General features: G+C 47.2%; 19 protein-coding genes. 7 read left to right on the forward strand and 12 right to left on the reverse strand.

What is annotated here, in order from left to right:
• The first annotated feature begins 145 nt into the window (after positions 1 to 145).
• Positions 146 to 820 carry a pentapeptide repeat-containing protein gene (locus tag H4O21_RS19845; protein WP_182810640.1) on the forward strand — a complete coding sequence of 225 codons (675 nt, stop codon included), beginning with the start codon at positions 146 to 148 and terminating at the stop codon, positions 818 to 820.
• A gap of 190 nt (positions 821 to 1010) precedes the next feature.
• Here H4O21_RS19845 and H4O21_RS19850 read toward each other — a convergent pair whose 3' ends face one another.
• The 7 genes from H4O21_RS19850 to H4O21_RS19880 form a co-directional block, all read right to left on the reverse strand.
• A complete protein-coding gene (locus H4O21_RS19850) occupies positions 1011 to 1628 on the reverse strand; it encodes a VF530 family protein (RefSeq protein WP_182810641.1) in 618 nt (205 codons plus the stop codon).
• Between the two features lie 159 nt (positions 1629 to 1787).
• Positions 1788 to 2735, reverse strand: a complete 948-nt coding sequence (locus tag H4O21_RS19855; protein WP_182810642.1) for an alpha-E domain-containing protein — start codon at positions 2733 to 2735, stop codon at positions 1788 to 1790.
• On the reverse strand, positions 2735 to 4189 hold the full coding sequence (locus H4O21_RS19860) for a circularly permuted type 2 ATP-grasp protein (RefSeq protein WP_182810643.1): 1455 nt from the start codon (positions 4187 to 4189) through the stop codon (positions 2735 to 2737). Before H4O21_RS19860 ends, H4O21_RS19855 begins: the two co-directional genes overlap by 1 nt.
• Before the next feature lie 181 nt (positions 4190 to 4370).
• Complete coding sequence (locus H4O21_RS26360) at positions 4371 to 5318, reverse strand: transglutaminase family protein (RefSeq protein ID WP_182810644.1); 948 nt, start codon at positions 5316 to 5318, stop codon at positions 4371 to 4373.
• Positions 5319 to 5332: 14 nt separating this feature from the next.
• Entirely contained in the window at positions 5333 to 7897 is a 2565-nt protein-coding gene (locus H4O21_RS19870) for a circularly permuted type 2 ATP-grasp protein (RefSeq protein ID WP_182810645.1), read from the reverse strand.
• 140 nt (positions 7898 to 8037) lie between these two features.
• Positions 8038 to 11355 (reverse strand): transglutaminase family protein, encoded by a 3318-nt coding sequence (locus tag H4O21_RS19875; protein WP_182810646.1) that lies wholly within the window; start codon positions 11353 to 11355, stop codon positions 8038 to 8040.
• Between the two features lie 210 nt (positions 11356 to 11565).
• On the reverse strand, positions 11566 to 12198 hold the full coding sequence (locus tag H4O21_RS19880; protein WP_182810647.1) for a TetR/AcrR family transcriptional regulator: 633 nt from the start codon (positions 12196 to 12198) through the stop codon (positions 11566 to 11568).
• Positions 12199 to 12438: 240 nt separating this feature from the next.
• Here H4O21_RS19880 and H4O21_RS19885 point away from each other — a divergent pair, with 240 nt between their 5' ends.
• Entirely contained in the window at positions 12439 to 14490 is a 2052-nt protein-coding gene (locus H4O21_RS19885; RefSeq protein WP_182810648.1) for an NADH:flavin oxidoreductase, read from the forward strand.
• Positions 14491 to 14589: 99 nt separating this feature from the next.
• Here H4O21_RS19885 and cydB read toward each other — a convergent pair whose 3' ends face one another.
• The 4 genes from cydB to H4O21_RS19905 form a co-directional block, all read right to left on the reverse strand.
• Positions 14590 to 15588: a cytochrome d ubiquinol oxidase subunit II gene (cydB, locus tag H4O21_RS19890; protein ID WP_182810649.1), complete on the reverse strand. Its 999-nt coding sequence runs from the start codon at positions 15586 to 15588 to the stop codon at positions 14590 to 14592.
• Positions 15581 to 16966, reverse strand: a complete 1386-nt coding sequence (locus H4O21_RS19895) for a cytochrome ubiquinol oxidase subunit I (protein ID WP_182810650.1) — start codon at positions 16964 to 16966, stop codon at positions 15581 to 15583. The genes cydB and H4O21_RS19895 overlap by 8 nt, the downstream gene beginning before the upstream one ends.
• Positions 16967 to 17008: 42 nt before the next feature.
• Positions 17009 to 17554 (reverse strand): GbsR/MarR family transcriptional regulator, encoded by a 546-nt coding sequence (locus H4O21_RS19900; RefSeq protein ID WP_182810651.1) that lies wholly within the window; start codon positions 17552 to 17554, stop codon positions 17009 to 17011.
• 324 nt (positions 17555 to 17878) lie between these two features.
• Positions 17879 to 18496, reverse strand: a complete 618-nt coding sequence (locus tag H4O21_RS19905; RefSeq protein ID WP_182810652.1) for a LysE family translocator — start codon at positions 18494 to 18496, stop codon at positions 17879 to 17881.
• A 224-nt stretch (positions 18497 to 18720) separates the two neighbouring features.
• Between H4O21_RS19905 and dmeF the strand changes: the two genes are divergently transcribed.
• The 4 genes from dmeF to H4O21_RS19925 all read left to right on the forward strand — a co-directional run bounded on the left by dmeF (position 18721) and on the right by H4O21_RS19925 (position 24394).
• Positions 18721 to 19731, forward strand: coding sequence for a CDF family Co(II)/Ni(II) efflux transporter DmeF (gene dmeF, locus H4O21_RS19910; RefSeq protein ID WP_182810653.1), 1011 nt, complete (start codon positions 18721 to 18723; stop codon positions 19729 to 19731).
• Positions 19688 to 20110 carry a MarR family winged helix-turn-helix transcriptional regulator gene (locus H4O21_RS19915; protein ID WP_182810654.1) on the forward strand — a complete coding sequence of 141 codons (423 nt, stop codon included), beginning with the start codon at positions 19688 to 19690 and terminating at the stop codon, positions 20108 to 20110. The genes dmeF and H4O21_RS19915 overlap by 44 nt, the downstream gene beginning before the upstream one ends.
• Positions 20111 to 20731: 621 nt before the next feature.
• Positions 20732 to 21703, forward strand: a complete 972-nt coding sequence (locus tag H4O21_RS19920; RefSeq protein ID WP_220495761.1) for a TAXI family TRAP transporter solute-binding subunit — start codon at positions 20732 to 20734, stop codon at positions 21701 to 21703.
• Between the two features lie 102 nt (positions 21704 to 21805).
• Positions 21806 to 24394 (forward strand): TRAP transporter permease, encoded by a 2589-nt coding sequence (locus tag H4O21_RS19925; protein WP_182810655.1) that lies wholly within the window; start codon positions 21806 to 21808, stop codon positions 24392 to 24394.
• Between the two features lie 154 nt (positions 24395 to 24548).
• Here H4O21_RS19925 and H4O21_RS19930 read toward each other — a convergent pair whose 3' ends face one another.
• Positions 24549 to 25775, reverse strand: a complete 1227-nt coding sequence (locus tag H4O21_RS19930) for an MFS transporter (RefSeq protein WP_182810656.1) — start codon at positions 25773 to 25775, stop codon at positions 24549 to 24551.
• A gap of 112 nt (positions 25776 to 25887) precedes the next feature.
• On the opposite strand from H4O21_RS19930, the gene H4O21_RS19935 reads away from it, so the two are divergent.
• Positions 25888 to 26751: a LysR family transcriptional regulator gene (locus H4O21_RS19935; RefSeq protein WP_182810657.1), complete on the forward strand. Its 864-nt coding sequence runs from the start codon at positions 25888 to 25890 to the stop codon at positions 26749 to 26751.
• Positions 26752 to 26978 lie beyond the last annotated feature (227 nt).

Genomic DNA, 26978 nt, shown 5'->3' on the forward strand with positions numbered 1-26978 from the left:
CGATAAAACTAAGGTCAGTGAAGAAGCATCGGAAATATGCGTGATAAACCTTGTTTTTGATTTTCTACTGAACTGCAACCTTTTTTATAAAAGCTCGCATTCACTCCTTCCCTCCTTCGAATGCGGGCTTTTTCAGGAGACAATAATGAAAAAAGCTCTTTTCCTGAGTACGCTGATTGCTTCCCCATTACTTCTTTCCAGCGTTGCTCATGCTGACACCCGTCAGGCAAAAACAATCAATGGCTGTATCCTGGAAGTGGAAACAGAATGTGTAGATGTGGATCTGTCCGGTGTTGATTTAAGCAACCTGGATCTGCGTCATGCCGATTTCAGTGGGGCCAACCTGACCGGTGCTAACCTGAAAGGTACTGATTTACGCCATGCAACCTTGAAAAATGCAAAGGTTGAAAAAGCCGATCTGACAGGGGCCAATCTGGCTCGTGCGGATTTACGGCATGCAACGCTGCGTGGAGCCAATCTGACCGAAGCCAATCTTGAGGCTATTAAAGGTTGGGCACTGTTTGCTCAGGGAGCTAATTTTTACAAGGCTAACCTGAGTGGCGCTAATCTGGAATTCGCCAGATTAAGCGGCGCTCGCATGCAAAAAGCGAATCTTCAGGCCGCCAGTCTGGAAATTGCCTGGATGACTAAGGTCAATCTGACTGGAGCTAACCTGAGAAATGCAAACCTGCAGGAAGCTAAACTCAACGCAGCAACACTACAGGATGCTGATTTTACCGGTGTCAGAAAGCATTACGCTACCTTCCAGGCAACCTATATGGAAGGATGTAAAGGCTGCCCATTTGACTGGGAAAAATAGCAACGGAATATCTGAATCTGAACCAGCACATCGGAACAAAAACATAGCCATTATCAGACGATTCTGGTTCAGATATAGCACACTTGTGATCTGTTCAGACCACAGGATTTTCTGTTTTCCGGAGGAATATCACTTCAAAAACAGTACTTCTGATGAGATAGGACATTGACTATTGTAGTGATAATTGTCATCACTGCGTTTTCTTTTTCCAGTTTGCCCACGGGTCAGAAGCACCTGAGCGTTCAGGTTTTTGAGATGATTCAGAATCTCTTACAGCTCTGTCCCACGGACTGGATGAGTCTGAAGAAGAGTTATTTCGATTATCAGAAGAACCACGGGACCAGATATTGTTCCGATCGTTGCTACGACTGCGGGAGGATTGGTCATCACGACGACCTCCGAAGTCTCTGCCTGATCGACGCCCGCCTCCTTTTTTATACTCAGCCGCTTTTTTTTCCCGTTTCTCCCGTAAACGTTCAGCATCTTCCAGGCTTAATTCAGCCGGTTCACCAGCAACCTGCCCTTCAGGCACAATACGATCTCTGGGGGGTAACTTAAACTGATCAGCGGAGGCTTTTGGCAGATTTTTGTACTGATACAGATAAAATGCTTCGACCTTTTCCCGAGCCCAGTCTGTCTTTTTCAGAAACTTCACACTGGACTCAATACTGGGCTTGGTCTTAAAGCAATTAATATTCAGATAGGCATAGAGAATATCAAAACCGTAATGATCGACCATCTCAATCAACAAGTTTTTTAAACTAACACCGTGCAAAGGGTTGTTCTTGTAATTGATATCATTACTCATAGCCACATCCTGATAAAAAAGAATGTCAGGATTATACCTGTCGCAGAACGTACAAGATATAACCCGACGCTACAAGACACTGACAATTCGATGATGTTCAGCAAAAAAAGCTATTCGATACAAGCCATTATATCAGGATTAAGCCATCTGATATTCTGACTAAGCACTACTCTGCTCCTGCGTCATTAACCCTGGCAGAAAGTAATTTGCCGCAATCACATTGTGTAATCTGGCAATATCCACCTGCAGATCATCTACAAATTGTTGCAGATCACTGTGTCTTAACCCTTCCACAGAGACATCGTTAATACGATTACAGGCATAATTGACAGCCTCAATACATCCCTCTGAATTTGGCTGTTTTTGCAGAGTAGTTTTCACTTCATTCAGGCAGAATAGTACTGACCTTGGGAACGTTTCACTCTTAAACAGAAAGTTCAGAATATCAGGACGGCTGACCTGGACGCCTCGATCCTGCCGGTAGGTTTGATGAGCACTCAATGAATGCAGTACGCTGACCCACTGAATTTTATCAAAGCTGTTGTCATCAATGGACAGTAAATTAGTGGAGCGAACATCAATAATTCGGGACGTCATATCTGCGCGCTCTATCAATAGTCCCATACAGGCAAACTGATAGCCGGAGTCATGATTCATCGTACCTGCCAGAGTTCCCTGAATCCCCTGAGTCTGCCGAATAATGCTTTCCAGATAACTGGCTCGTCCGCGCTTATTAATCCCTTCGTGCTGATTATCCTTTGCATAGTGATACAGTGCATTCAGCCTCTGCCATACTTCTGATGGCAGAATATCGCGCACTGTGCGGGCATTTTCCCTGGCGCTCCATAAAGAACTGAGAATAGATGATGGACTTTGTTCCTCTGTGATCAGAAACTTCAGTGCATTACTTTCCTGAAAGTCACTGTAACTCTGCAGAAACTGCTCCCTTCCACCAATAATATCAATAAGGGGTTCCCAGCCAGTTAAGATACCTTTCGGTAAATCCAGTAGTAAATGATTGTTTACATCAATCAAGCGCGCAATATCTTCAGCGCGTTCAATATAACGACTTGTCCAGTACAGAGTTTCTACGACACGGGATAACATCAATGCCCCTCCTTAATAATCCAGGTATCTTTGCTGCCTCCTCCCTGGGAGCTGTTAACCACCAGGGAGCCTTTTGTCATAGCTACTCGGGTTAACCCTCCCATAGTGACGTAACTTTCGTCAACAGAAGACGACAGAATAAAGGGCCTCAGATCAACATGTCTGGGCTCTACCTGATCCTTAATCAGTGTTGGCACAGTAGACAGATTCAGGGTGGGTTGAGCGATATAGTTTCTCGGATCAGCAACAATCCGTTCAGCATATTCTTTCAGTTCTTTTTTACTGGCTCTGGGACCAATCAATAAACCATAGCCGCCAGATTCATTAGCAGGCTTGACGACCAGTTCTGACAGATGTTCCAGAACATAGGCACGGTCCTCTTCATCCAGACATTTGTAGGTGGGTACATTTGGCAGAAGAATTTCTTCATCAAGGTAATACCTGATCATCTCAGGCACGTAGGCATAGACCACTTTATCATCTGCAACACCTGCTCCCGGCGCATTGCACAAAGCAACATTTCCGGCTTTCCAGGCTCGCATCAAACCAGGCACCCCAAGCATGGAGTCTTTTTCAAATGCCTCCGGATCAAGAAACAGATCATCAATGCGACGATAAATAACATCTACTGGTTTTAATCCGGCGATAGTGCGCATATAGACCCTGTCATCGTCCTGAACAACCAGATCCCGCCCCTCAACCAGCTCACAGCCCATCTGTTGTGCCAGATAGCTGTGCTCAAAATAGGCTGAGTTATAAATTCCCGGAGTTAATACCACCACTTCGGTTTGAGACTGAGGCCGTGGACTCATGGCAGAGAGCATATCAAACAGCTGAGAGGGATAATCCGACACAGGCTCAACAGATAATCGTTCAAACAACTCAGGAAAAGCCCGTTTTACTACTGAGCGGTTTTCCAGCATATAGGATACGCCGGATGGCACTCGCAAATTATCTTCCAGTACATAGACAGTACCATCCTGATCACGCACCAAATCAGAGCCACAGATATGTGCCCAGACACCATTCGGGGGCGTAATACCAATGCACTCTTTTCTGAAATTAACAGAATTCTCGATCAGGTAAGCCGGGAATACACCATCCTTAATAATCTGCTGATCGTTATAAAGGTCCTGAATGAACAGATTCAGGGCTTTTACCCGTTGCTTTAAACCCTGTTCGATATGTTGCCACTCTTTCTGAGGCATCATTCTGGGAAGGATGTCAAAGGGCCAGGGGCGGTCAATAGAACTGCCCTCATGATACACCCTGAAGGTGATACCCATCTCCTTAATGGCCAATTCAGCGGCGACCTGACGGCTTCTCAGCTCGTCAGATCCTAACTCGGCTAAATAATTTACGACGGTCTTGGCATGTCTTCGGGCCTGGCCATCGCCCTGTACCGACTCATCATAAAACCCCTGGTTCTGATATTCCTGCCAATTGATACTCACCCTTGACTCCTTTTATTGCTCTTTTTAACGTCCCTGATGTCGCCCTGTTTCAGGGCGCCATTACGTGCAAAAAGTCAATTCTGGTTCAGAGTCTTTCATCCGGTCAGTGTGAGATAAATCACCTGTTACGGGGCTGAATACACAAGCCTGCACATGCCCCTCGTCTGCGCAGGAAGCATGGCTAAAGCCGTGTAACGTCTACCGCCACACTTAACCGATTAGAACCCCCACCAAAAACCACCCCTTTTAATGGCGTAACATCTGAGAAATCCCTACCAACCGCCACAGTGATATGCTGATCTTTAGCTGTGACATTGTTGGTCGGATCAAAGTCCAACCAGCCTATTTCTGGTACATAAACCGCAAACCAGGCATGGGTTGCATCAGCGCCCTCCAGCTTTTCCTGACCTTCCGGGGGCAGAGTCTCGATATAGCCACTGACATAACGAGCCGCCAGCCCCAGACTGCGCAAGCAACCTATTGCTAAATGGGCAAAATCCTGGCACACACCCTTTTTATGCTGCAGCACCGCTAAAATGGGGGTGCTGATGGTGCTGAAGCCAGGATCGTACTGGAACTCATGAAAAATCCGTGCCATCAGATCATAAGTCGCATCAATCAGAGGACGGCCCGGAGTAAAACTCAGTTCTGCAAACTGTTTCATCTCCGGGTGTATCGGTACAAAAGGTGAAGGCAGGGCAAACTCTGCAGCTGAAAACAGAGAGTCAGTGTTTTCTGAAGTCTGCCCCTCTGATGCTTTACACTGCAAAGTTTGTATTTCAATTGAATACTCTGCTAAACATTCGGGATGACGCAACAGATGACGGACGTCTTCCCAGCTGTATTTATCCGGTAATGACCGGATATCCGGTTGCTCCAGTAGCTGAATCTCACTCTCTGCAGTTACCGTCAGGGTTTTGTGCTGGGTAGGTAATTCAAATACAGTCACCTGATTATGGTAATAATCCATATACTGATCGATATAACCCGGCTCTGGCTCAACATAAATCCGGCTATTCAGATTGATCTGCTTATGATCACTACGGGGCGTTAAGCGGGCGTGATTCTGGCACAGACTGACAAAATCCGCATATTCGTAGCGGGTGACATGTTTGATTTTATAACGCACAGATCACTCCATATTTAAATCTGCTGAGCCATCTGGCTCCAGGCCAGCGGTCGGGCCGTTTTAGTATGAGAGAAATAGTTCAGCAACAGCATGTCACCAAAAACATCCAGCTGACTATTGATTTGCTGGATCAGGCTGCTCAGAGTACTACGAAGCCCCGCATCATCAGCCTCAGCAAGACTTTCACGATCAGTCAGCTGGCAGGCGGTAATCGCTTTTAACAGCGCTTTGTCGTGTTCTTCCAGTAAACCAGGCCGTTTTTTGGGCGGTAGCTGCTGGCTTAACTGTTGCAGTTGTTTTAGCTGATAGGCCAGAGATCTGGGATACTCACCATCGAGAATCAGTAACTCTATCGCACTCTCAACACTCTGATAGATACGATACCGCCGACGGTAAGTCACCAGACTCAACTGACTGGACAGGGTTTCATCCAGCACCAGATTCTGCTGGTTTTCAGGTAATTCCTGCCCAAGAGTATATTCCAGCATAGCCAGTAGCTGCTGGGCACGCTCTATACGTCGGCCAATTTCCAGCATAAACCAGCCATTACTGTTGGGCATACTATCAGAAGTAGAGCCATTAAACGCCATCAGGTAACCGATAATACGATCAAGCCTGGCCTGCACAACCCGGCTGGTTGAGCTGATTCGATGTTTTTTCAGGCTGTTGATTTCATCCTTAAGATCATCAACAAATCGCCAGCTATCGTCGGACAACAGATCTCTGACTTCGCAGGCACTGGCATAAAAAGCATCCAGAGTCTGCACCAGAGCACCGGGCCATTGTTGATGGTTTAATCCGTCAATAATAGTCTGGCTTACCTGAGCCTGAACTTCGCTGTCATCCTCGGAAAGCTGACAATGGTATGGATATAGCAGATAGCCACCACTGATGCCCAGTGCAAACAGCTCCGTCATAGCGATAAAGTTAGCATCTGAAGACGCAGCACCTTCAGAGTGTTTCTCTGTTAACTGGCGGATCAGACGTACCGTACTCTCTCCTCTTTCCAGGTAACGTCCGAGCCAGTAAAGATTTTCAGCTGTTCGACTGGGTACAGCGCCTTCGACCAGTGCCAGGTCAGGATAGCGATTGCGTTTTCTTTGCGAGTTAAGCTCATTAACGGGCTGAGAACTTCTGATCCAGGTATCTTTTACCTGTACAACCTCATTAAGTGTTTCAGAGCTGTCATCTGTATTCTGCTCATCGGCATCAGAGCTATTATCACGGTCGTTCAGAGGCAATGACTGGCAAATTGCACCAGGCATCACATAAACACCGTCGGGACTGTTAATCATAAAGATACGCAGAAAAACAGGGCGACTGACCAGCCGTCCCTGCTGCCAGAAAGGGGCCTGGGTCAGATTCAGCGGCATACGATTGAGGTAATCTTCCGGCAGAGTGTTAGCGGGCAGTCTGTCTGCTTCCGTATAATGAGCATCGTCTGACAGCGTGTCTGAAGATATTTCAGCAGCATTCGGTATCACCTTCTCACCGGTTAAGGTCAGAAGTTCCGCTTCAGAGTTATCCTGATGCTCCCCCAGCCAGTTAACCTGAATAGAGTCCAGTAACAGAGGTTTACCCTGTAAAGCTTCAGCGATTCCCGGCAGATAAGGCATTAATGCCGGACTTTCAACTAAACCAGCTCCCAGAGGATTAAACACTTTTACATTGCCCGCGCGTACGGCCTGCAACAATCCGGGAATACCATTCATGGAATATTCCGGTAGCTCCAGGGAATCAATATCAGAATCCTGGACCCAGCGAATAATCACATCGACCAGACGTAACCCCCGTAGTGTCTTAAGCCATACTTTGCCTTTTCGTACCGTCAGATCTGCACTACGAACCAGGGTGTAGCCCATATAAGAAGCCAGATAAGCATGTTCTGAATAGGATGTATGTTCAGGGCCTGGCGATAAAATCACCACCTTAGGGTCTCTGGCACCTTCTAGCTGCTGATTAATCGTCTCCTGCAGAATACGGAAAAAACGTGTGATACGACGTACACCACATTCATTAAACGCTTCCCCCATCACCCGACGGTTGATAATGCGGTTTTCCAGCAACATGCCAATACCGTTCGGACACTGGCAATGATCAGCTAATACTCTGAACTGCCCTGAAAGATCTCGTCCAATATCCATAGCACTGATAAACAAAGGTTGCGCAGCTTGTCCCTCACCTACGACTCTTTCACGCAGATAACCTTTATGACGCCGGATAAGATTAGCAGGCAATAAGCCTTGCTTAAGCAACTTCTGCTCACCGTAAAGATCCTGATATACCTCATTTAATAGCTGCTGGCGCTGTATCGCCCCCTGCTCCAGAAAACGCCAGTCTTCTTCTGACAATACCATTGGCAGAGGGTCCAGTTGCCAGTTCTGGTGCTCCTGATCCATCATGCCGTATTCCTGCAACAGGCGATAGGCCTCATTTGCCCGGCCGTTCAGGTCGTCACGACTCAACTCAGACAATTTATTGATCAGAGTTTGCCAGTGGCGGGCAAACTCTCCATCCTCTCCTACCGCCTCATCCGTTGGATTTGAGTGCAGTAAATAATCGGTAAAACACATTTCCATAGCCAGGATCACCTAACCAGATCGTTAACAATTAACATCAACAACGCCGGGCCACGGCCTGTCTGCTACATCCCTCAAAGCGTTTACCCGAAAGATACCTGTCAGAAAGCCCTGCCCGTTCACTTGTGTGCCATAGCCGCTCAGAGTGGCCGCCTCAAATCCAGAGTAACCGGATACTCATCATTTGGCCGTTCTTCAGGCGGTAACACAAACTCAGCTTGTCCTTTATGCACAACAAACTCCCGTTTCAACGTCATATGCCCGGTTAAGCCCTGATCGGTATTAATAACAGGGATGGTGTGACCATGATCCCAGAAACGGGCTAAACGCCGCCCTTCCGCTTCAAAAGCGTTCACCGGAGGTGTTTCAAAGCTGCGTCCACCCGGATGAGACACGTGATAGGTAAACCCACCCACTGATCGCCCGATCCAGCTATCATAAATATCAAACACCAGGGGGGCATGAACACCAATTGTTGGATGCAGGGCAGAAGGTGGCTGCCATGCTCTGAAACGTATCCCTGCAACAAATTCACCCGAGACAGAGTTTTTTTGCAGTGGCAAGCGACGTCCATTACAGGTGATGATATAGCGCTTATCCGTCATACCTGTCACTTTAAGCTGTACCCGCTCTAAAGAGGAATCGACAAAACGGGACGTCCCCTGGGCAGTAGATTCCTCTCCCAGCACATGCCAGGGTTCAATAGCACTTCGCAGTTCCAGTTCAAGGGAATCAAACTGATATAAACCAACACGGGCAAAACGGAATTCGAAGAAAGCTTTCAGCCACTCCTGCTGGAAGTTAAAGCCAGACTGCTGTAGATCCTGACAAACCTCGGCAACATCCTGCCAGACATATTCCGGCAATAAAAAGCGATCATGCAGCTGAGTTCCCCAGCGAACCAGAGGCTTGTGATAAGGCTTTACCCAGAAGCGCGCCAGAAGAGTGCGTAGCAACAGCATCTGCACCAGACTCATACGCGCATGAGGGGGCATTTCAAAGCCCCTGAACTCTACGATCCCTAAACGACCAGTCGGACTATCCGGTGAGTACAGTTTATCAATACAGAATTCTGCCCGATGAGTATTACCTGTCAGATCCGTCAGCAGGTTGCGCAGTAACCGGTCTACCAGCCAGGGTTGAGGCACTTCTCCCTGCGGGAATTGTGAAAAAGCGATCTCCAGTTCATACAGCTGCTCATCTCTGGCTTCGTCCACTCGTGGAGCCTGACTGGTAGGGCCGATAAATAATCCGGAAAACAGATAAGACAGCCCAGGATGATGCTGCCAGTAAGTGATAAAACTGCGTAACAGGTCAGGACGACGTAAGAAAGGACTGTCTTCAGGCCTTACGCCCCCCAACGTAACATGATTACCGCCACCGGTCCCTGTCTGGCGACCATCCAGCATAAACTTTTCAGTACCCAGACGGCTCTCTTTTGCCAGTTGATACAAATCAACCGTATTACTGACCAGATCAGCCCAGGTTTGTGTTGGCTGCACATTGACTTCAATTACTCCAGGGTCAGGAGTGACCGAAAACTTCTCAATTCTTGGATCAGATGGCGGTGTGTACCCTTCTATAACGACAGGCATTTTCAGCTCATTAGCGATCGCTTCAATGCCATTTAACAGTGCAAGATAGTGTTCGCTGTCACTTAAAGGGGGCATAAACAGGTACAGCTGCCCTTGACGATATTCAAAACACAAAGCTGTCTTAATTAGCTGTTCTGTCACCTGTCCCTGTTGTGGCTGAAAGTCAGTCGGAACAGCTTTCCCGTCAAAGCGCTTATCAATAGCAAAAGGATCGCGTTCTGGCACAAGCGGTACACTACCCAGACTATCCAGAGGTAAACGATAACCCACGGGTGAATCGCCTGGCAGCAAGAAACAGTGCCCCCGCCGGAATGACCAGCAGCAACTTTGCCAGTATTGCTGTACAGGATTCCATTCTAATGGCAGTACATACCCGACTGGCTGATCCAGGCCTTTTTCCATTTTTGCCAGAAAGCCTTTGCGACTCAGAGCGTTGAGTAATTCAGGTTCATCCGGCCCAGGATCAACAGGCAGATTTCCCTCCTGCCACAAATGGTACAGCACATCTTCATAAGCGGGGTGTACACAACCACTATCTAACCCCAGATGCCGACTGAGAAGTTGAGCAAAGTGCTTAATATCCTGATCAGAAAAATCATAGTTCCGGTTTATATCTGCCAGTAACTCTGGCTTATGCCAGATGGGCACACCATCTTTACGCCAGTAACAGCTATAAGCCCAACGCGGTAATGGCTCCCCTGGATACCATTTCCCCTGACCAAAGTGGCTGAAACCACCTTTGGCAAAATGCTGCTGCATCTTCAGATACAGATCCTGAGCCAGCTTTCTTTTTTCTTTACCGTCAGCCTCAGTGTTCCATTGTGGACTTTCCATATCATCAATGGAAATAAATGTCGGCTCCCCTCCCATGGTCAAGCGCACATCCTGCTGATGGAGGAACTCATCGATCTGCTCTCCCAACTGATTAATATCATCCCAGTCATCATCCGCAAAAGGCTTCGTCGACCGGGGCATCTCATGCAAGCGGGTGACAGTATTCGAAAAGCTGAATTCAGATTCACAGGGATCAATCCCGCCGGTCACTGGTGCGGCGCTGCCAGGCTCCGGGGTACAGGCCAGAGGAATATGCCCTTCTCCTGCGAATAAACCAGATGTGGGGTCAAGACCTATCCAGCCTGCACCGGGAATATACACTTCTGTCCACGCATGCAGGTCAGTGAAGTCTTTCTCCGGTCCACTGGGACCATCCAGTGATTTTTCATCCGGAGCTAACTGAATCAGATATCCGGAAACAAAACGGGCCGCCAGACCAAGGTGACGGAACAGTTGCACCAGTAACCACGCTGAATCCCGACAGGAGCCTGAGCCTTTTTCCAGAGTCTCGGTACAGGTCTGCACTCCGGGTTCCAGGCGTATGGTGTAGTCAATCAATTGATACAGATGCTGATTCACTGCCACTAAAAAATCGACAGTATGCTTACTGTCCTTCTCCAGTACTCTGATCTGTTTCAGCTGTTGATCAAACTGCTGACATTGAGTGTCTTTTGCCAGATAGGGAGCCAGATCCTGTAACAACTGTGCATCGTAATCAAAAGGAACCTGCTCAGCGTATTCCTCCAGAAAAAAATCAAACGGATTAATCACCTTCATCTCGGCAACGACATCAACAGTAAAAGAGAAGTGACGAGTCTTTTCAGGAAAAACCACCCGTGCCAGATAATTACCAAACGGGTCTTGTTGCCAGTTTATAAAATGCTCTTCTGGCTCAATTCTGAGCGAATAGCTTTTGACAGGCGTTCGACTATGGGGGGCAGGACGTAAACGAAATACATGGGGGGACATGTTCACATGACGGTCATAATGATATTCCGTATGGTGAGTAATACCTACAGTAATAGTCATAATCATCCTTAAGGCTGTGGCTATTTTTATCTGTTCATGCAAAAAACCTGCCCAGGATTGAATTAACTATTTTCTGACAAACACCTGAATAACCTTTCTGTATATGCTGTACGGATAACAGGAACAGTGTTGAATGCTTTATCCCGCTATCTGTAACATCCTGTTTATGAAAAATGAACTGCCCTTTAATTAAACCGAGCAGGAGTGGCATCAGGGCCCGGAGTAACCATGACGGAAGTGAAAGCGTGCCAGCTCGTGGAGTTCAGGGTATTCTCCGGTGAAAGTTTTAACGTACTCAGGAATACGTTGCATACGCACCTCTAAAGATTCCTGAGTCTGCATTGAAATATAGCCAATCTGCACCAGATAAATGGTTCTGGCATGAACATCCGCTTCAACATCATTAAAGCCATAGCGTTTGAACATTGCAGCCAGTGCATCCAGACGCAACTGATCAGCACTGTGCACCTCCGCCAGAATATCGTTCGACTGCAATGACCAGCTACGAATCGCAAATTCAAACCGGTCGTCGAACAGGCCGTTATCCAGCCAGCAATCAAATATATTCAGTGTTGCCTCAGCCAGAGAGTCTGCATAAGCTTCCGACTGTCTGATGATATTTCCGGTATTTTTTTCTTTCCAACGCTGCATCAAAGCCGTTAACAGCGCTTCTCTGTCATTAAAAAACCAGTAAAAGCTGGTTCGGGATAAACTAAGCCGTTTCGCCAGAGTTGCGATTTTTACATTCTCAACACCAGACTCCACCAGAATCTCACTGGCAGCTTGTAGCCATACTTCTGACGATCCGCGCCATCCGGTTTCATTAGGGGATTGTTTTTTCATTGCTTTTATCTGTAATCCGATCACGGCTTAACGATACCTCAATGTTACGTTCTGATCTATCTGCGTCATAATATGTTCATATGCGTCATAATTATTGACACTACTGTACATTTATTTTTAAAGTCACAAAAAGCCATGTCATCTGACCCGGCCCTTTTAAATACACCGTGACAGCCATACCCTCTTTGAAATGGCAAAACACAGCGGAAAACAGGTATAACAACAAGCAGGAGCCTGAACATGTCCAATGATCCATTATTGCAACCCTACCAGTTGAAGCATCTGACACTGCGTAATCGCATTATCATGACCTCCCATGAACCCGCTTATCCGGAAGATGGCATGCCCAAAGGACGTTATCGGGCTTACCATGTGGAGCGGGCAAAAGGTGGGGTCGCAATGACGATGACAGCAGGCTCAGCGGCAGTGTCCAAAGATAGTCCACCAGTATTTAACAACCTGCTGGTACATAAGGATGAAGTGGTTCCCTGGATTCAACAGCTGACGGATGCAGTACATGAAGAAGGTGCTGCCATTATGATTCAGCTGACCCATCTGGGCCGTCGTACCCGTTGGGATAAAGGCGACTGGCTGCCTGTTGTCTCCCCTTCTCATCATCGAGAAGCGGCACACAGAGCCTTTCCAAAGAAAATTGAAGACTGGGATATCGAACGAATTATCAAAGACTATGCCGATGCAGCAGAGCGTATGAAAGCCGGAGGTATGGACGGTATTGAGCTACAGGCCTACGGTCATCTGATGGATCAGTTCTGGTCTCCGCTCACGAATGAACTGGATAGCCCTTACGGTGGTTCGCTGGATAATCGGCTGCGCTTTACCTTTGATGTGCTGACAGAAATGCGCAAACGCGTCGGCCCGGATTTCATTATCGGTATGCGCTATACCGCTGATGAGATGCTGGCGGGAGGCCTGAGTAAAGAAGAGGGTCTGGAGATTTCACGCAAACTGGAAGCCAGCGGCATGGTGGACTTCCTGAACGTTATTCGGGGACATATCGATTCTGATCCGGGCCTGACCGATGTGATTCCAATCCAGGGTATGGCTAATAATCCTCACCTTGATTTTGCCGGAGAGATTCGCGCAGCGACCAGTCTGCCTGTGTTCCACGCTGCTAAAATCCCCGACGTAGCCACTGCACGTTACGCCGTAGATTCCGGTAAAGTAGATCTGGTGGGAATGACCCGAGCTCATATGACTGATCCTCATATTGTGCAGAAAATTATCGAAAAGCGCGAAGAAGAGATCCGCCCCTGTGTCGGTGCAAATTACTGCCTGGATCGAATCTACCAGGGCGGTATGGCCTTCTGCATCCACAATCCATCCACTGGACGAGAAGAAACCCTGCCCCATCAGATCACCCTCGCAGATACGAAGAAGAAAGTCGTTATCGTGGGTGCAGGTCCCGCGGGGTTAGAAGCCGCACGTGTTGCAGGCGAACGAGGGCACGATGTGGTTGTGTTTGAGGTTGCCGATAAACCCGGTGGTCAGATTCTGCTGACCTCCCAGAGTGAACGCCGTAAAGAGATGATCTCTATTATCGACTGGCGTATGGCCCAGTGCGAACGTCTGAATGTACGCTTCAGGTTTAATACCTGGGCAGAAGCAGACACCATAGCCGAAGAAGCGCCGGATGTGGTCGTAATAGCCACAGGTGGACTGCCTCATACTGAGGTGCTGGCTAAAGGTAATGAACACGTTATTTCAGCCTGGGACATTATATCTGGTGATGTAAAACCTGGTAAAAACGTACTGATTTTCGATGATGCCGGTGATCATTCAGGCCTTCAGGCTGCTGAAATCATTGCTAAATCCGGTGCAAGAACCGAAATAATGACCCCAGATCGCAGTTTTGCCCCGGAAGTGATGGCCATGAACCTGGTTCCTTATATGCGTACACTGCAATCACTGGATACCCAATTCACCGTAACCTATCGTTTGCATGCCGTGGAAAAACAGGATACGGATTCCGAAGGCAATACCCTGAAAGCCTTTATTGGCAGTGATTATGGCGGTGTCGCAGAAGAAAAAGCTTTCGATCAGGTCATTGTGAATCACGGCATTATCCCGCTGGATGACCTCTATTTCGAGCTAAAACCTGATTCTTCTAATCAGGGAGAGCTATCCCATGAACAGCTGATAAACGGTAAACCACAAACGGTGGTACGTAATCCGGAAGGACGCTACCAGCTTTTCAGAATTGGAGATGCCGTCGCCTCTCGTAATACCCATGCCGCTATTCTGGATGCTTTGCGATTGATGAAGGATATCTGATTGCCTTTGCCTCCATAACGCAAAAAGCAGCCAAATGGCTGCTTTTTGTCACTATTATGTTACTTCAACAGAAACCATTTTCTGCCAAAGAACCTGCTATCAATAGTACTTCAAATCATCTACTTTACCCCAGAACACCCGATAGGCGAACGCGGTATAACAAATGATGACAGGTACAACAATAATCGCTCCCCATAGAATAATAGTCAGAGACTCAGGTGCGGCAGCGGCATCCCAGATTGTTAGTTGACCCGGTACAATATACGGGAAGAAACTCACACCTAAACCGAAGAAGCAGAGCAGGAAGATAACTACTGCAGAGACAAATGGAACCCAGCATCCCCGATCATTATCCTGAGGCAATTTTTTCAGGAACAGATAATTTACGATAAACAACGCCATACACAACGCTGGTAATGGAGCCAGCCAGAGTACATTTGGCCAGCTTAACCAACGCTCATAGACATCCGGGTTGATCCAGGGATTGACCAGAGACACCGCAATAGTACCTGCCATGCAAATTCCGATGGAATTTTTTGCCCAGATAATCGCTTTTTTCTGCAACTCACCTTCTGCCTTCATCACCAGCCAGCAAGCACCAATAAAGCTGTAAGCAGCTGCCACACCCAGGGCGCTGAGAATACTGAAAGCAACGGCAGTCCAGCTATCTTCAAACCCCATCACATACATGCCCAGCATATAGCCCTGACTGAGTGCCGCCAGTAAAGAACCGATTTTAAATACTCTGTTCCATGTTGGTTTATGGCTGAAAGGTGCTTTTGCGCGAAAATCAAAAGCAACGCCTCGCAACACCAGACTGATTAACAGGATGGCAGTGGGCATATAAAGCTCCCGGAATACCAGGCTGTGTGCCGTTGGGAAGGCAATCAACAACAGCCCTACCGCCAGTACCAGCCAGGTTTCATTGGCATCCCAGAAAGGACCGATGGATGCCACCATACGATCGCTATGCTGATCATGATCCAGCGGCAATAAAATCCCGACCCCCAGATCATAACCGTCCAGTACAGCATAAAGAATGACGGAAAGGCCCATTAATGCGATAAAGATTACCGCCAGTGTATCTGCATCAAACATAGTTCTGACCTCCATTCACTTCAGACTTTGAGGTATAAGCACCGGCTTGCTTCACTTCTTCTGGCTGAATCTCCTCAATCTCAACCGCACGCCGGGCCATTACAAACAGGGTATGCAGATAAGCGCCCAGTAACACCACATAAAGGATGGAGTACATTGCCAGAGACAGAGCCACATTTCCAGGCGCAATATCTGTCGCAGCCTGTTGAGTAGTCAATACACCGGTTACCAGCCATGGCTGACGGCCTATCTCCGTCACATACCAGCCTGCCAGAGTCGCCACCCAGCCAGAGAAGCTCATAACCACCAGTCCTTTTAATATGAGCGGTGAAACTGAGCCTTTGCGTACTAGCTGCAAACTACCCAGCCAGGCAATTGCCAGCATTAAAACGCCGATACCAACCATCACCCGAAAAGCATAAAACACAGGTGCTACCGGAGGATGATTACCTTCAAAATCATTCAGACCTTTAAGTTCACCGTTAAAGTCGTGAGTCAGAATAAAACTGGCGATACCAGGTAGGCCGATTTCAAAATGATTCTGACGGGTTTCTTCGTCAGGTACAGCAAACAGTAATAAAGGCACCTGAGTATCGGTTTCCCAGATACCTTCCATTGCCGCAATCTTCTGCGGTTGATGATGCAGGGTATTCAGACCATGAAAATCCCCCACCAGAGCCTGTACCGGCGCCAGTACTGCCGCGATAAATAAAGCGACTTTCAAGGTCAGCTTCGGTGCTCTTTTATCATCCCCTTTCAACAGACGATAGGCACTGATACCAGCAATTAAGAAAGTCGCTGTTAATGCTGAGGCCAGAAGCATGTGAGTCAGGCGATAGGGAAAAGAGGGATTAAAGATGATTTCAGCCCAGTCGGTTGCGTGAGCAACGCCATCCCGCATCTCAAAACCCTGCGGCGTCTGCATCCAGGAGTTGAGTGCCAGAATCCAGAACGCTGACAATGCCGTGCCCACGGCAACAATCACAGTTGATGCCGTATGGACTCGATTTGACACACGATTCATACCAAACAGCATAATGCCGAGAAAGCCCGCTTCCAGAAAGAAAGCAGTCAGTACTTCATAACCCAATAAAGGCCCTGCAATATTACCGACGGTTTCCATAAAGCCGGGCCAGTTGGTGCCAAACTGGAAAGACATGGTGATACCACTAACAACCCCCACTGCAAACGTCAGAGCGAATATTTTCACCCAGAAACGGTAGGCCCTCATCCAGACGGGATCACCGGTCTGGTTATAACGAATTTTAAAGACCACCAGAAACCAGCTCAAAGCGATGGTAATAGAGGGAAAAAGGATATGAAAACTCACATTCGCCGCAAACTGAATGCGCGAAAGCATTAAGGTTTCTTCAAGCATAATCCACCTCGGAAGGGTGACAAGTAAGATAACAACTCAGATTCAGTTGTTTTGTAGTATTCGGTCTTTCATATCGATGACTTTGCTGACGCCAGCCCCCAGCTTCATCAGGGTATTGAGCTTGTCCGGGTTCATATCCTGCAACTCTCCGGCCCAGCTGGTCACGGCTTCCAGCAGATCATGGATTTCTCCCATTTTCTCCTGTGCATAGCGCTCCTGCTCATTGCCTGGCTCATCCATCAGATTATCGCGCAACAAAGACATTGTCGGATCAACTTCCCGCTTACGGCGCTCTTCAAATACTCGAATCGCCATCTCCCAGATAGAACCTGCTGGCGAATAATATTCTTTGCGATCCTTCGGTTTGTGGGATACCTGTACCAGACGCCAGGACTGCAGCTCCTTAATTCCCATGCTGATATTGCCACGGGAGATATTCAGAGTTTCTCCAATCTCAACAGCACTCAAAGGTTCCTGGCTAATGATGAGCAGTCCATACATCTGTCCGACAGTGCGGTTAAAGCCCCACCGGCTCCCCATTTCACCGCAGTGCATTACAAAGGATTCAATCTTCTCGGTCATAATCATCAGAACATTCCGAACTTTCAGTATTTTCTGAAAGTTTAAACATGCATTGATTTAAATCAAGTGATTTTTTCATATATGCAGCAATGCAATTCTGAATAATCAGGAATATAGCCAGTTGAGGCGCTTAAAACGCGATCTGAACAATGAAAAAGAGAGGCAGAGCAAGAATAAGGACAGGAAAATCCAAGGATGCATTAGCAATACTGATATAGCAATTTCGAAGGCAGAGCATCTGAAAACACCATATTTTTCATAAAACATGGTGCCTTATTTCAACTGACAGTGATTAAAGCCTGTCGATTAACTCGGGGCTAAAAAGACAGATTACTTATTACTGAAAATCAGCCCGCCTCCAAACGCGATAAAAACCCCGTTGTAGATTCTGGAAAAAAACTTTCCAGCTCTGGTGTTTGCAACAAACTTTTGCATATTTCTGGCTGAATACGAGTAAGCGAGATGCACAGAGATCACAATAGCGCATATAGTGAGAAACATGACACTAAACTGCGCCGAAACCGGGTAATCTGCCGAAATAAACTGGGGTAAAAATGCAGACAGAAAGATCACAGTTTTAGGATTACTGGCTGAAACCAGAAAGCCCGTCTTAAAGAAGGATGTCTGCTGTACAAGTGCGGGCTCAGTTTTTTCGGTGGTTTGTGGCTTTTTCATTAACCCGGTTACTCCGAGATAAATCAGATATAAACCACCCATAATTTTCAGGATAAAAAAGGCAATAGGCGATTGCTCCAGCATGGCCCCTGCGCCCATCGCGACCAGAAAGATAATAACAGCCTGACAGGACAGATTTCCCATAATAGATAAAATTGCCTGCATGTAACCGTGTTTTACAGCATTCTGGACAACAAAAAACACATTTGGCCCTGGGGCCAGGGTGATAAAAAAATAGGATAAGAAAAATAACCACCAGAGTTCAGCGTTCATAATATCCCCTCTTTAAATTAGATGGAAAATATAAAAGCAAAACTCATACCAGCTTATCGACTGTGTTTGAAGCACACCAATTCGCTCAGCAGAGGCATTCAGAGATATATTTCAGGCAAGGCAGACCCAAACTGAAACTTCTTTGCAGCCATAATCCTCTTTATTTTGACAATCAAACAAACTACCATTTATTTTGATTATCAAAATAGTTAAAAGGTTAAAGGATGAAACATTCAGAACCTGCACGAACCTGCCTGTACGACAAGCATTTAAGTCACAAGCATCAAGACAGTGAAAATCGAACCTGGTATGTATTACTGTTAACGCTGCTTGTAATGACAGTAGAAATTATTGCCGGAAGTTTGTATGGCTCAATGGCTTTGCTGGCCGATGGCTGGCATATGGCAACTCATGCTGCGGCTTTTATTCTGGCTTTATTCACTTATCGCTACGCAAGAATGAATGCCCATAACCCCTCTTTCACTTTCGGTACTGGCAAAGTCAGCGTGCTGGGTGGGTTTACCAGTGCAATCATTCTGGGTGTGGTTGCTTTAATCATGTTGGCAGAATCGGTACATCGGTTGTTTTCACCGGAGGAAATTCAGTTCGATGAAGCCATTCTGATTGCTATGGTTGGTTTAGTGACCAATATTGCCAGTGCATTTTTACTTCACGACGGACACGGACACGGACACGGACACGGACACGGACACGGACACGGACACGGACACGGACACGGACATCATATTGACGCTCATCATAAAAGCGACTTCAACCTGAAAGCGGCTTATTACCACGTACTGGCTGATGCACTGACATCTCTGTTAGCGATCTTCGCTCTTCTGGCAGGAAAATATTATGGCTGGCACTGGCTCGATGCCTTTATGGGCATTGTTGGCGGGATCATTATCACTCGCTGGGCGTTAGGTCTTCTGAAAGAAACCAGCCCTATCCTGCTGGATCACAGTATATCTAAAGAATATGAGCAGAAGATTGTGTCCACACTGGAAAAGGATAAAGCAACGACCGTCAGTGATATTCATATCTGGAAAATCAGTGCAGATCATTATGCTGCAATGATTTCACTGAATACTACTCAGGCAAAGTCCACAGAGGAATACAGGACACTGCTGCAGGAATTCGATAAACTGCATCATCTGACAATTGAAGTAAATCGATGCAGTAATTCAGATGAGCAAAGAGAAAACCGATCAGCTGAACCGGTCAATTATTGAGTTTTATGACCGATTATCCGCCTGGGAAAATAACGTCGTCAGAAATAAAGATTATTCTCTGGCACAAATCCACACTCTGGAAGTGCTGGGTACCTATGGTTCTCTCAGAATGAAAGAGCTTGCTGAAAAGCTGGGCATTACCACAGGTACTCTGACAGTTCAGGTCGACAAGCTGGCCAAAGCAGAATTGGTAGAACGTATCCCCCATGAATCAGATCGGCGCTCATTTCTGATTAAGCTGACAGAAACAGGACATCAACTCTATCTGGAGCATGATGCCCTGCATCTGAAGCTAACCGAAAAAATCAGCCAGTCATTGACTGAGACAGAAGCACAGACTCTGGTCTCCTGTCTTAAAAAAATGAATGCTGACTTTTAAGCCACGAGTTGCCCTGCTTCAGGACTGTCAGGCTCTCAGCCAGATATAAAATTAAACCAGCTCTTCGGCATTGCATCAGGTAACCGGCATCAGAATTTCAAATACGGATACCATCTCACGGGTATAGCTTTCCAGGCCATGACACCAAAACATACCGGATTTATCTCAGGATGTGCCTGAAGTAACGCCATAAACACACGCTTTGTTCCACTGCTTTTCTCAAAAAAGCACTTACACCTCTATATTTAATGACCCAAAATAAAATAGAATCTCCTGTTTATTATGAATTTAACTATTACAAATCGTTGATAAAAATGATTTTATTGCTTTTTAAAGAAAAATTGCCCAGAATCACAAATAGTTACCAGGGAAATAGCTCCAGAGCATTCCAGGCACATATTTAGAGATGTAATTGCCTGACAGATTCTGGCGAATCTGTTATTGCAGGTGACAATGTCATCCGAAACAAAAAAGATCTTTCCTATTATCAGGTTAAATCCATCGGGAAGGTCTAAACTGGAACTACAAAACCGGCGTATTCGCCGTTGCATTAGCGAGACAATCGTAATCGCATCTGCACATTCTTTTTGTCCGAAAAGCATAATAAAAAGGAAGCACTTTATGAAATTTACCAAGAAATTGCTGACAGGTATGGCCGTTGTTGCATCCGCAGGTATTGCATCCGCAGCCAGTGCTGAAACACGCTTTATTTCTATTGGTACAGGTGGTGTAACGGGTGTTTACTATCCAACGGGTGGTGCAATCTGCCGTCTGGTTAACAAAGACCGTAAAGAACACGGTGTGCGTTGTTCCGTAGAGAGCACCGGCGGTTCGGTATACAACATTAATACTATCCGTGCTGGTGAACTGGAGATGGGCGTTGCTCAGTCTGACTGGCAGTTCCACGCTTATAACGGTACCAGTAAATTCAAAGATGCTGGCGCATTCAAGGATTTGCGTGCAGTTTTCTCTGTACACCCAGAGCCATTCACAGTGGTTGCCCGTGCTGATGCCGGCATCAAAACAATTGATGACCTGAAAGGTAAGCGAGTAAACATTGGTAATCCGGGGTCTGGTCAGCGCGGTACGATGGAAGTGCTGATGGCTGAAAAAGGCTGGACAGCATCTGACTTCAGTCTGACGTCTGAGCTGAAAGCCGCCGAGCAGTCTAAAGCTCTGTGTGACAATAAGATTGATGCCATGGTTTACACTGTGGGCCACCCAAGTGGTTCTATTAAAGAAGCCACTACATCATGCGATAGCGTGATTGTTGAAGTATCCGGTAAAGCGGTTGATTCTCTGGTCAGCCAGAATGACTTCTACCGTACAGCTACTATCCCAGCGGGTATGTACCGCGGCACTAATCAGGATGTAAAAACTTTTGGTGTCGGTGCGACTTTCGTATCTTCAGCTAAAGTACCTGACGAAGTTGTTTACACAGTTGTTAAATCCGTATTCGAAAACTTCGATACCTTCAGAAAACTGCACCCTGCGTTTGCTAACCTGAAAAAAGAAGAGATGGTTAAAGACGGTCTGTCTGCCCCTCTGCACCCGGGTGCTGTTAAATACTACAAAGAAGCCGGTCTTCTGTAAGTACTCCATGACTGCATAATTGCTGTCTGATGCTACTGCCTCCGGGCAGTGGCATCTCTTGTTTATGACTGCATGTTTTTCCTCTGCCATGGAGCCTTCACGATGTCCGACGCTTCTCCGACTACTCCGCCTCAGAATGATGAGATTGATAAGCTGTTGAAATCTGAAACCGGCAGCCGGTCTCTCGACGGCCCTTTAGGCAAACTGGTCATAGGCCTGCTGGTTACCTGGTCACTGTTTCAGTTATGGTATGCCTCTCCGATACCTTTTATGCTGAATATCGGTGTTTTCAATGAAGATCAGGCTAAATTTATTCACCTGAGCTTTGCGGTATTTCTGACATTCTGCCTGTTTCCTGCAAGTTCACGTATGAACCGTGGCCCCTGGCAGGCGATGGACTTTATCATAGGCCTGATTGCAGCTTCCTGTTCCCTTTATCTGTTGTTTAATCGAACAGAGTTGTCTTTGCGCATTGGTGCACCTGATACCACTGATATTATCTTTGCTGTGGTGGGCATGATTACTCTGCTGGAGGCTGCTCGAAGGGCTCTGGGACCACCTTTAGTTATCGTTGCAATAGTATTTCTTATTTATACCTTCGGCGGCCCACACATGCCGGATGCTATTGCCCATAAAGGCGCCAGTCTGAACAAGACGATGTCTCATCAGTGGATTACTACTGAAGGCGTTTTTGGTGTTGCTCTGGGAGTATCAACCACCTTTGTATTTCTGTTTGTTCTGCTCGGTGCTTTACTGGATAAAGCCGGTGCAGGTAACTACCTGATTAAGGTGTCTTTCTCTTTGCTGGGCCATTTAAGAGGTGGCCCGGCTAAAGCTGCGGTTGTGGCATCGGGTCTGAGCGGCATCATTTCAGGATCATCGATTGCTAACGTGGTAACCACAGGAACCTTCACTATTCCACTAATGAAGCGTGTTGGCTTTCCAGGCTCTAAAGCCGGGGCTGTAGAGGTTGCGGCATCAACCAATGGGCAGCTGACACCACCGATTATGGGCGCAGCAGCTTTTCTGATGGTAGAGTATGTCGGTATATCCTATATCGAGGTAGTTAAGCATGCGATCCTTCCCTCTCTGATCTCCTATATTGCACTGATCTATATCGTGCATCTGGAAGCGATCAAATTGGGAATGAAAGGGATTACCCGAACACATGTGCCAACAATGGCACAACGTATGTTGTCCTGGTTCACCACATCAACCATTACACTTCTGCTGGCAGCTGTAGTCTATTACGGATCTAACCTGCTTGAAGCCTATCTGGGTGGTTTTGCCTATCCGGCTATGCTGATTATTTCAATTGCCGGTTATATCTATCTGGTAAAAGTCGCAGCAAGCTATCCAGAACTGGCGTCTGATGATCAAAGCATTGAACTGGATCATCTGCCAGAAGTTCGCCCAACCGTAATGTCAGGTCTCTATTTTGGTCTGCCTATTGTGGTTCTGCTGTGGGCTCTGGCAGTAAAACGCTACTCTCCTCAGCAATCGGCGTTTTTCTCAGTCATTTTCCTGATCGGTGTGGTTTTAACCCATAAACCACTGAAAGCCTGGTTCCGTGGTGAACAGAGCCTGGGGCATTTCTTCAAGGAAAGCTGGAATGACTTTGTTGATGGCCTGATAGATGGCGCCAGAAACATGGTTGGCATTGGTATCGCAACAGCAGCAGCAGGCATCGTTGTAGGTACTGTTACCCTGACCGGCCTGGGTCAGATGATGACAGAGTTTGTTGAATTCATCTCTGGCGGCAACCTGATCCTGATCCTGATCTTTACAGCTATCATCTGTATTATTCTGGGCATGGGGTTGCCAACAACAGCAAACTACATCGTAGTATCCACTCTGATGGCCCCTGTTATTGTATCCCTGGGTGCAGAAAATGGGCTGATCGTACCTCTGATTGCCGTGCACTTATTTGTGTTTTATTTTGGTATTCTCGCCGATGACACACCTCCGGTGGGTCTTGCAGCCTTTGCAGCGGCGGCCATTGCCAAATCAGACCCGATCAAAACCGGTGTACAGGGCTTCACTTACGATATCCGAACCGCCATCCTGCCGTTCATGTTTATCTTTAACACTCAGCTACTGCTGATTGGTATTGATAGCATATTTGACCTTCTGATCACTGTAGTCAGCGCTATTGCTGCTATTCTGATCTTCTCCGCCGCTACACAGGGCTACTGGCTGGTCAAAAGTAAACTGTGGGAATCTCTGGCACTACTACTGATTGCTTTCAGCTTGTTCCGCCCGGATTTCTGGTGGGATCAGGTATATGCACCGACAACCAACCTGCCAGCCAATCAGCTTATTGTTCAGGCAGAGGGACTGAAAAAAGGTGAATATCTGCAGTTAAACGTTGAAGGCGTCACCATTGAAGGAGACGAAGTGGCTAAAACAGTTTCCCTTCAGCTGGAATCAGAAGACGGTAATGGTATGGCTCGCCTGCAGGAGATGGGCTTTATGCTCAGCGAAGGTGAAAATAGCTGGACCGTTGATCTGGTCACTTTCGATAGCCCAGCAGAACGTGCAGGCATCGACTTTGGCTGGCAGATTACCGGCATTAAAGCTGAAGCAGACCGACCGCCGCAGGAGCTGGTATTTATACCGACAATAACCTTACTGGTGTTTATTGGCTGGTTGCAACGTCGCCGTCGTGACGACGCACTTCCAGCAAACTGATTTCATCAGTTTAACGCCTTATCTGCAGATGGTTCAGGTGAACCATCTGCAGACAATTTACCTGATTGGTCAGTATCAGTACCAGGACTAAGCACAGTACTCCCAATCGGGTAAATCCTCTTCCTTTTCCCTTGCCCCTTACTATAGTGATCTTTCAGGACAGGCTATTAAGACGAGCTGTCACCTCGCCTTTACTTTTATGCCAGCAGATCCCTCCCACCAGCACCACTGTGACACAACCCGCGAATGCCAGAAAATCATAAAGCAGCGTTAACGATCCCGTCTGGTTTAATATTTGCCCTGCGATGATATTACCGAGGCTGCCACCAATGGCTGAAGCGATCATGCCAACCCCACTAAGCTGCATTGTCGCAACAGGAGAGTAACGCTGTGCCAGCCAGGATGACACCACTCCCCACACAGGGAAATAGATCATTCCATAGCCAGCCCCGGCGATCACAGCAAACTGCAACGGATTAAAGCTGAACGCCAGTAATCCTGCGGCATACCCTGAAGCGGCAAGCAAAAGAGCCACTTCATGACCTTTTTTATCTGCAACACGTCCAATCAAGATTCCTGCCAGCATTCCGCTGATGCCAATCACCGACCAGGTTATTGCTCCCTGAAAACCGGATGGATCCACCTCATCCAGCCTGGTATTCAGCCAACTGGTAAAAGTGATACAGGTTAACCCGATCTGGAAATAGATCAGACAACTGAACAAGGCTCTGTGTTCTGTCAGACAAGCCATAATCAGCTGACGTACAGATAGCATATTCAGCTCAGATTCTGAGAGTTTCTCTGGTTGCCTGGTACTGACGCTGGATAAGCTTCGCATCATATAAAGAGTGGTCAGAAAGATAAGCCCGGCAATACCCGCAGTCAGTATCCAGACACTTTGCCAGCCAAAGACCGGCACCCACCAAAGCAGAATCAAACCATTAATACCATAGCCCCAGGCGGTGCCACTTCCTGCTACGGATAAACTGGTTGCCGCATTCTGTTTATCCGCATATTGACTGATCAACCCGACAATGGCTCCCCAACAGCCAGCTGCACTGAAGGCGAGCAGAAATAATAAAACGATAATAATCACTGGCTCCGCTACCTGAGATAAACCTGCCAGCAACAGTGTTGCCCCACCTGCAGTCAGTAGAATCAGGCGCTCTGCAGAAATAATCCTGCCCAGAATGCTGACGCAGAGTGCTCCGGCCAGATAAGCGATTTGTGTCGCGACACCTGTCAACGTCAGATGCCAGTACGTCATATCCAGCGCATCACGCATCAAAGGAAATAAGGCCGCAAACAGGAAGACGCCAAAACCATGACTGATAACCTGATTTGCTCCCAGAATAATGGCCAATCGCATAAAAATCTCCATAACCCTGTTTCTCCGGAGGTATCCGAAGCATCTGGCCGCATTGTATGCACTTGACCATATTCAATATATCGATAAATATTGATCATTACCTTCAATAAAAATGAATATAATCATGAAAGATTTATCGATCAGTCTACTGAGAACATTTGTGATTGCGGCAAGAACTCTGAATCTTGGACAAACCGCACAGATTCTGCATAAGGCTCCCTCGACCATTAGCATGCAACTGAACAGGCTGGAAGAATGCCTGGACACGACCCTGTTAGAGAGAGGCCAATATGGTGTTCGCCTGACAGCTTCAGGAAAACAGCTTGAACAGGATGCCCGACAACTGATCAGCCTGCATGATCAGATCATGGGGCAATATCAACACGCTGCAATTGACGGCACGGTCAGATTAGGCACCCATGATCAGTACGCCACACGGGTACTGACACCGATCCTGGAATCCTTTGTCCTGTCTTATCCTGAAGCTAATCTGGAAGTATTCAGTGATCACCGACCACAAGTGCTCAGGGATATGCTGTATGAAGGCAAACTGGATATCGCTCTGATCGAGATGCCCGCACAATCTGAAGGCGGTGAACGATTGGCCAGAGATGAACTGGTATGGGTTTGCTCTCAAATTCGCCCGATGACTCAACAAACACCATTACCACTGGCCGTTTTTGTTGAAGGCTGTTATCACAGACAATGTGCTCAGAATACACTGAAGGATGCCGGACGGGATTATCGTATCGCATTCAGTAGCCAGAGCCGGGCAGGGATCATCGCAGCGGTTAAAGCAGGTATTGGCATTGGCATTCTGCCTCGCTCCACTGTCGAATCCGGGATGATGATTATTGAGTCAGGCCTGCCAGAGCTGCCCGGCACTCACACTACCCTGTTTTTAGACGACAACGTTAATGAAGCAACCACACGGCTCGCAAACACCATTCGCGATAGCGCCAGGCAAGGCATACTACACCCGGTTTAATCAACCGGGGTTCTTTTCCCCTTGCCCACCAATATTCATCTCTTTGCTGTAACTCAGCTATTCTTTGAAAAATGATAAAACAATTATACATACCTTTTGGGTAACTATTCTGCTGCCCGGTCAAAGATATCTGGCTGCTGCCCACAAAATAACAGGGTTAAGGCATTACTTGCTGATACCGATTGTTTACGGCATGAGGAAAGATAGCTGCGAATCAGGCAGAACTG

Source organism: Oceanospirillum sediminis (assembly GCF_014164585.1).
Classification (GTDB): domain Bacteria; phylum Pseudomonadota; class Gammaproteobacteria; order Pseudomonadales; family Halomonadaceae; genus Oceanospirillum; species Oceanospirillum sediminis.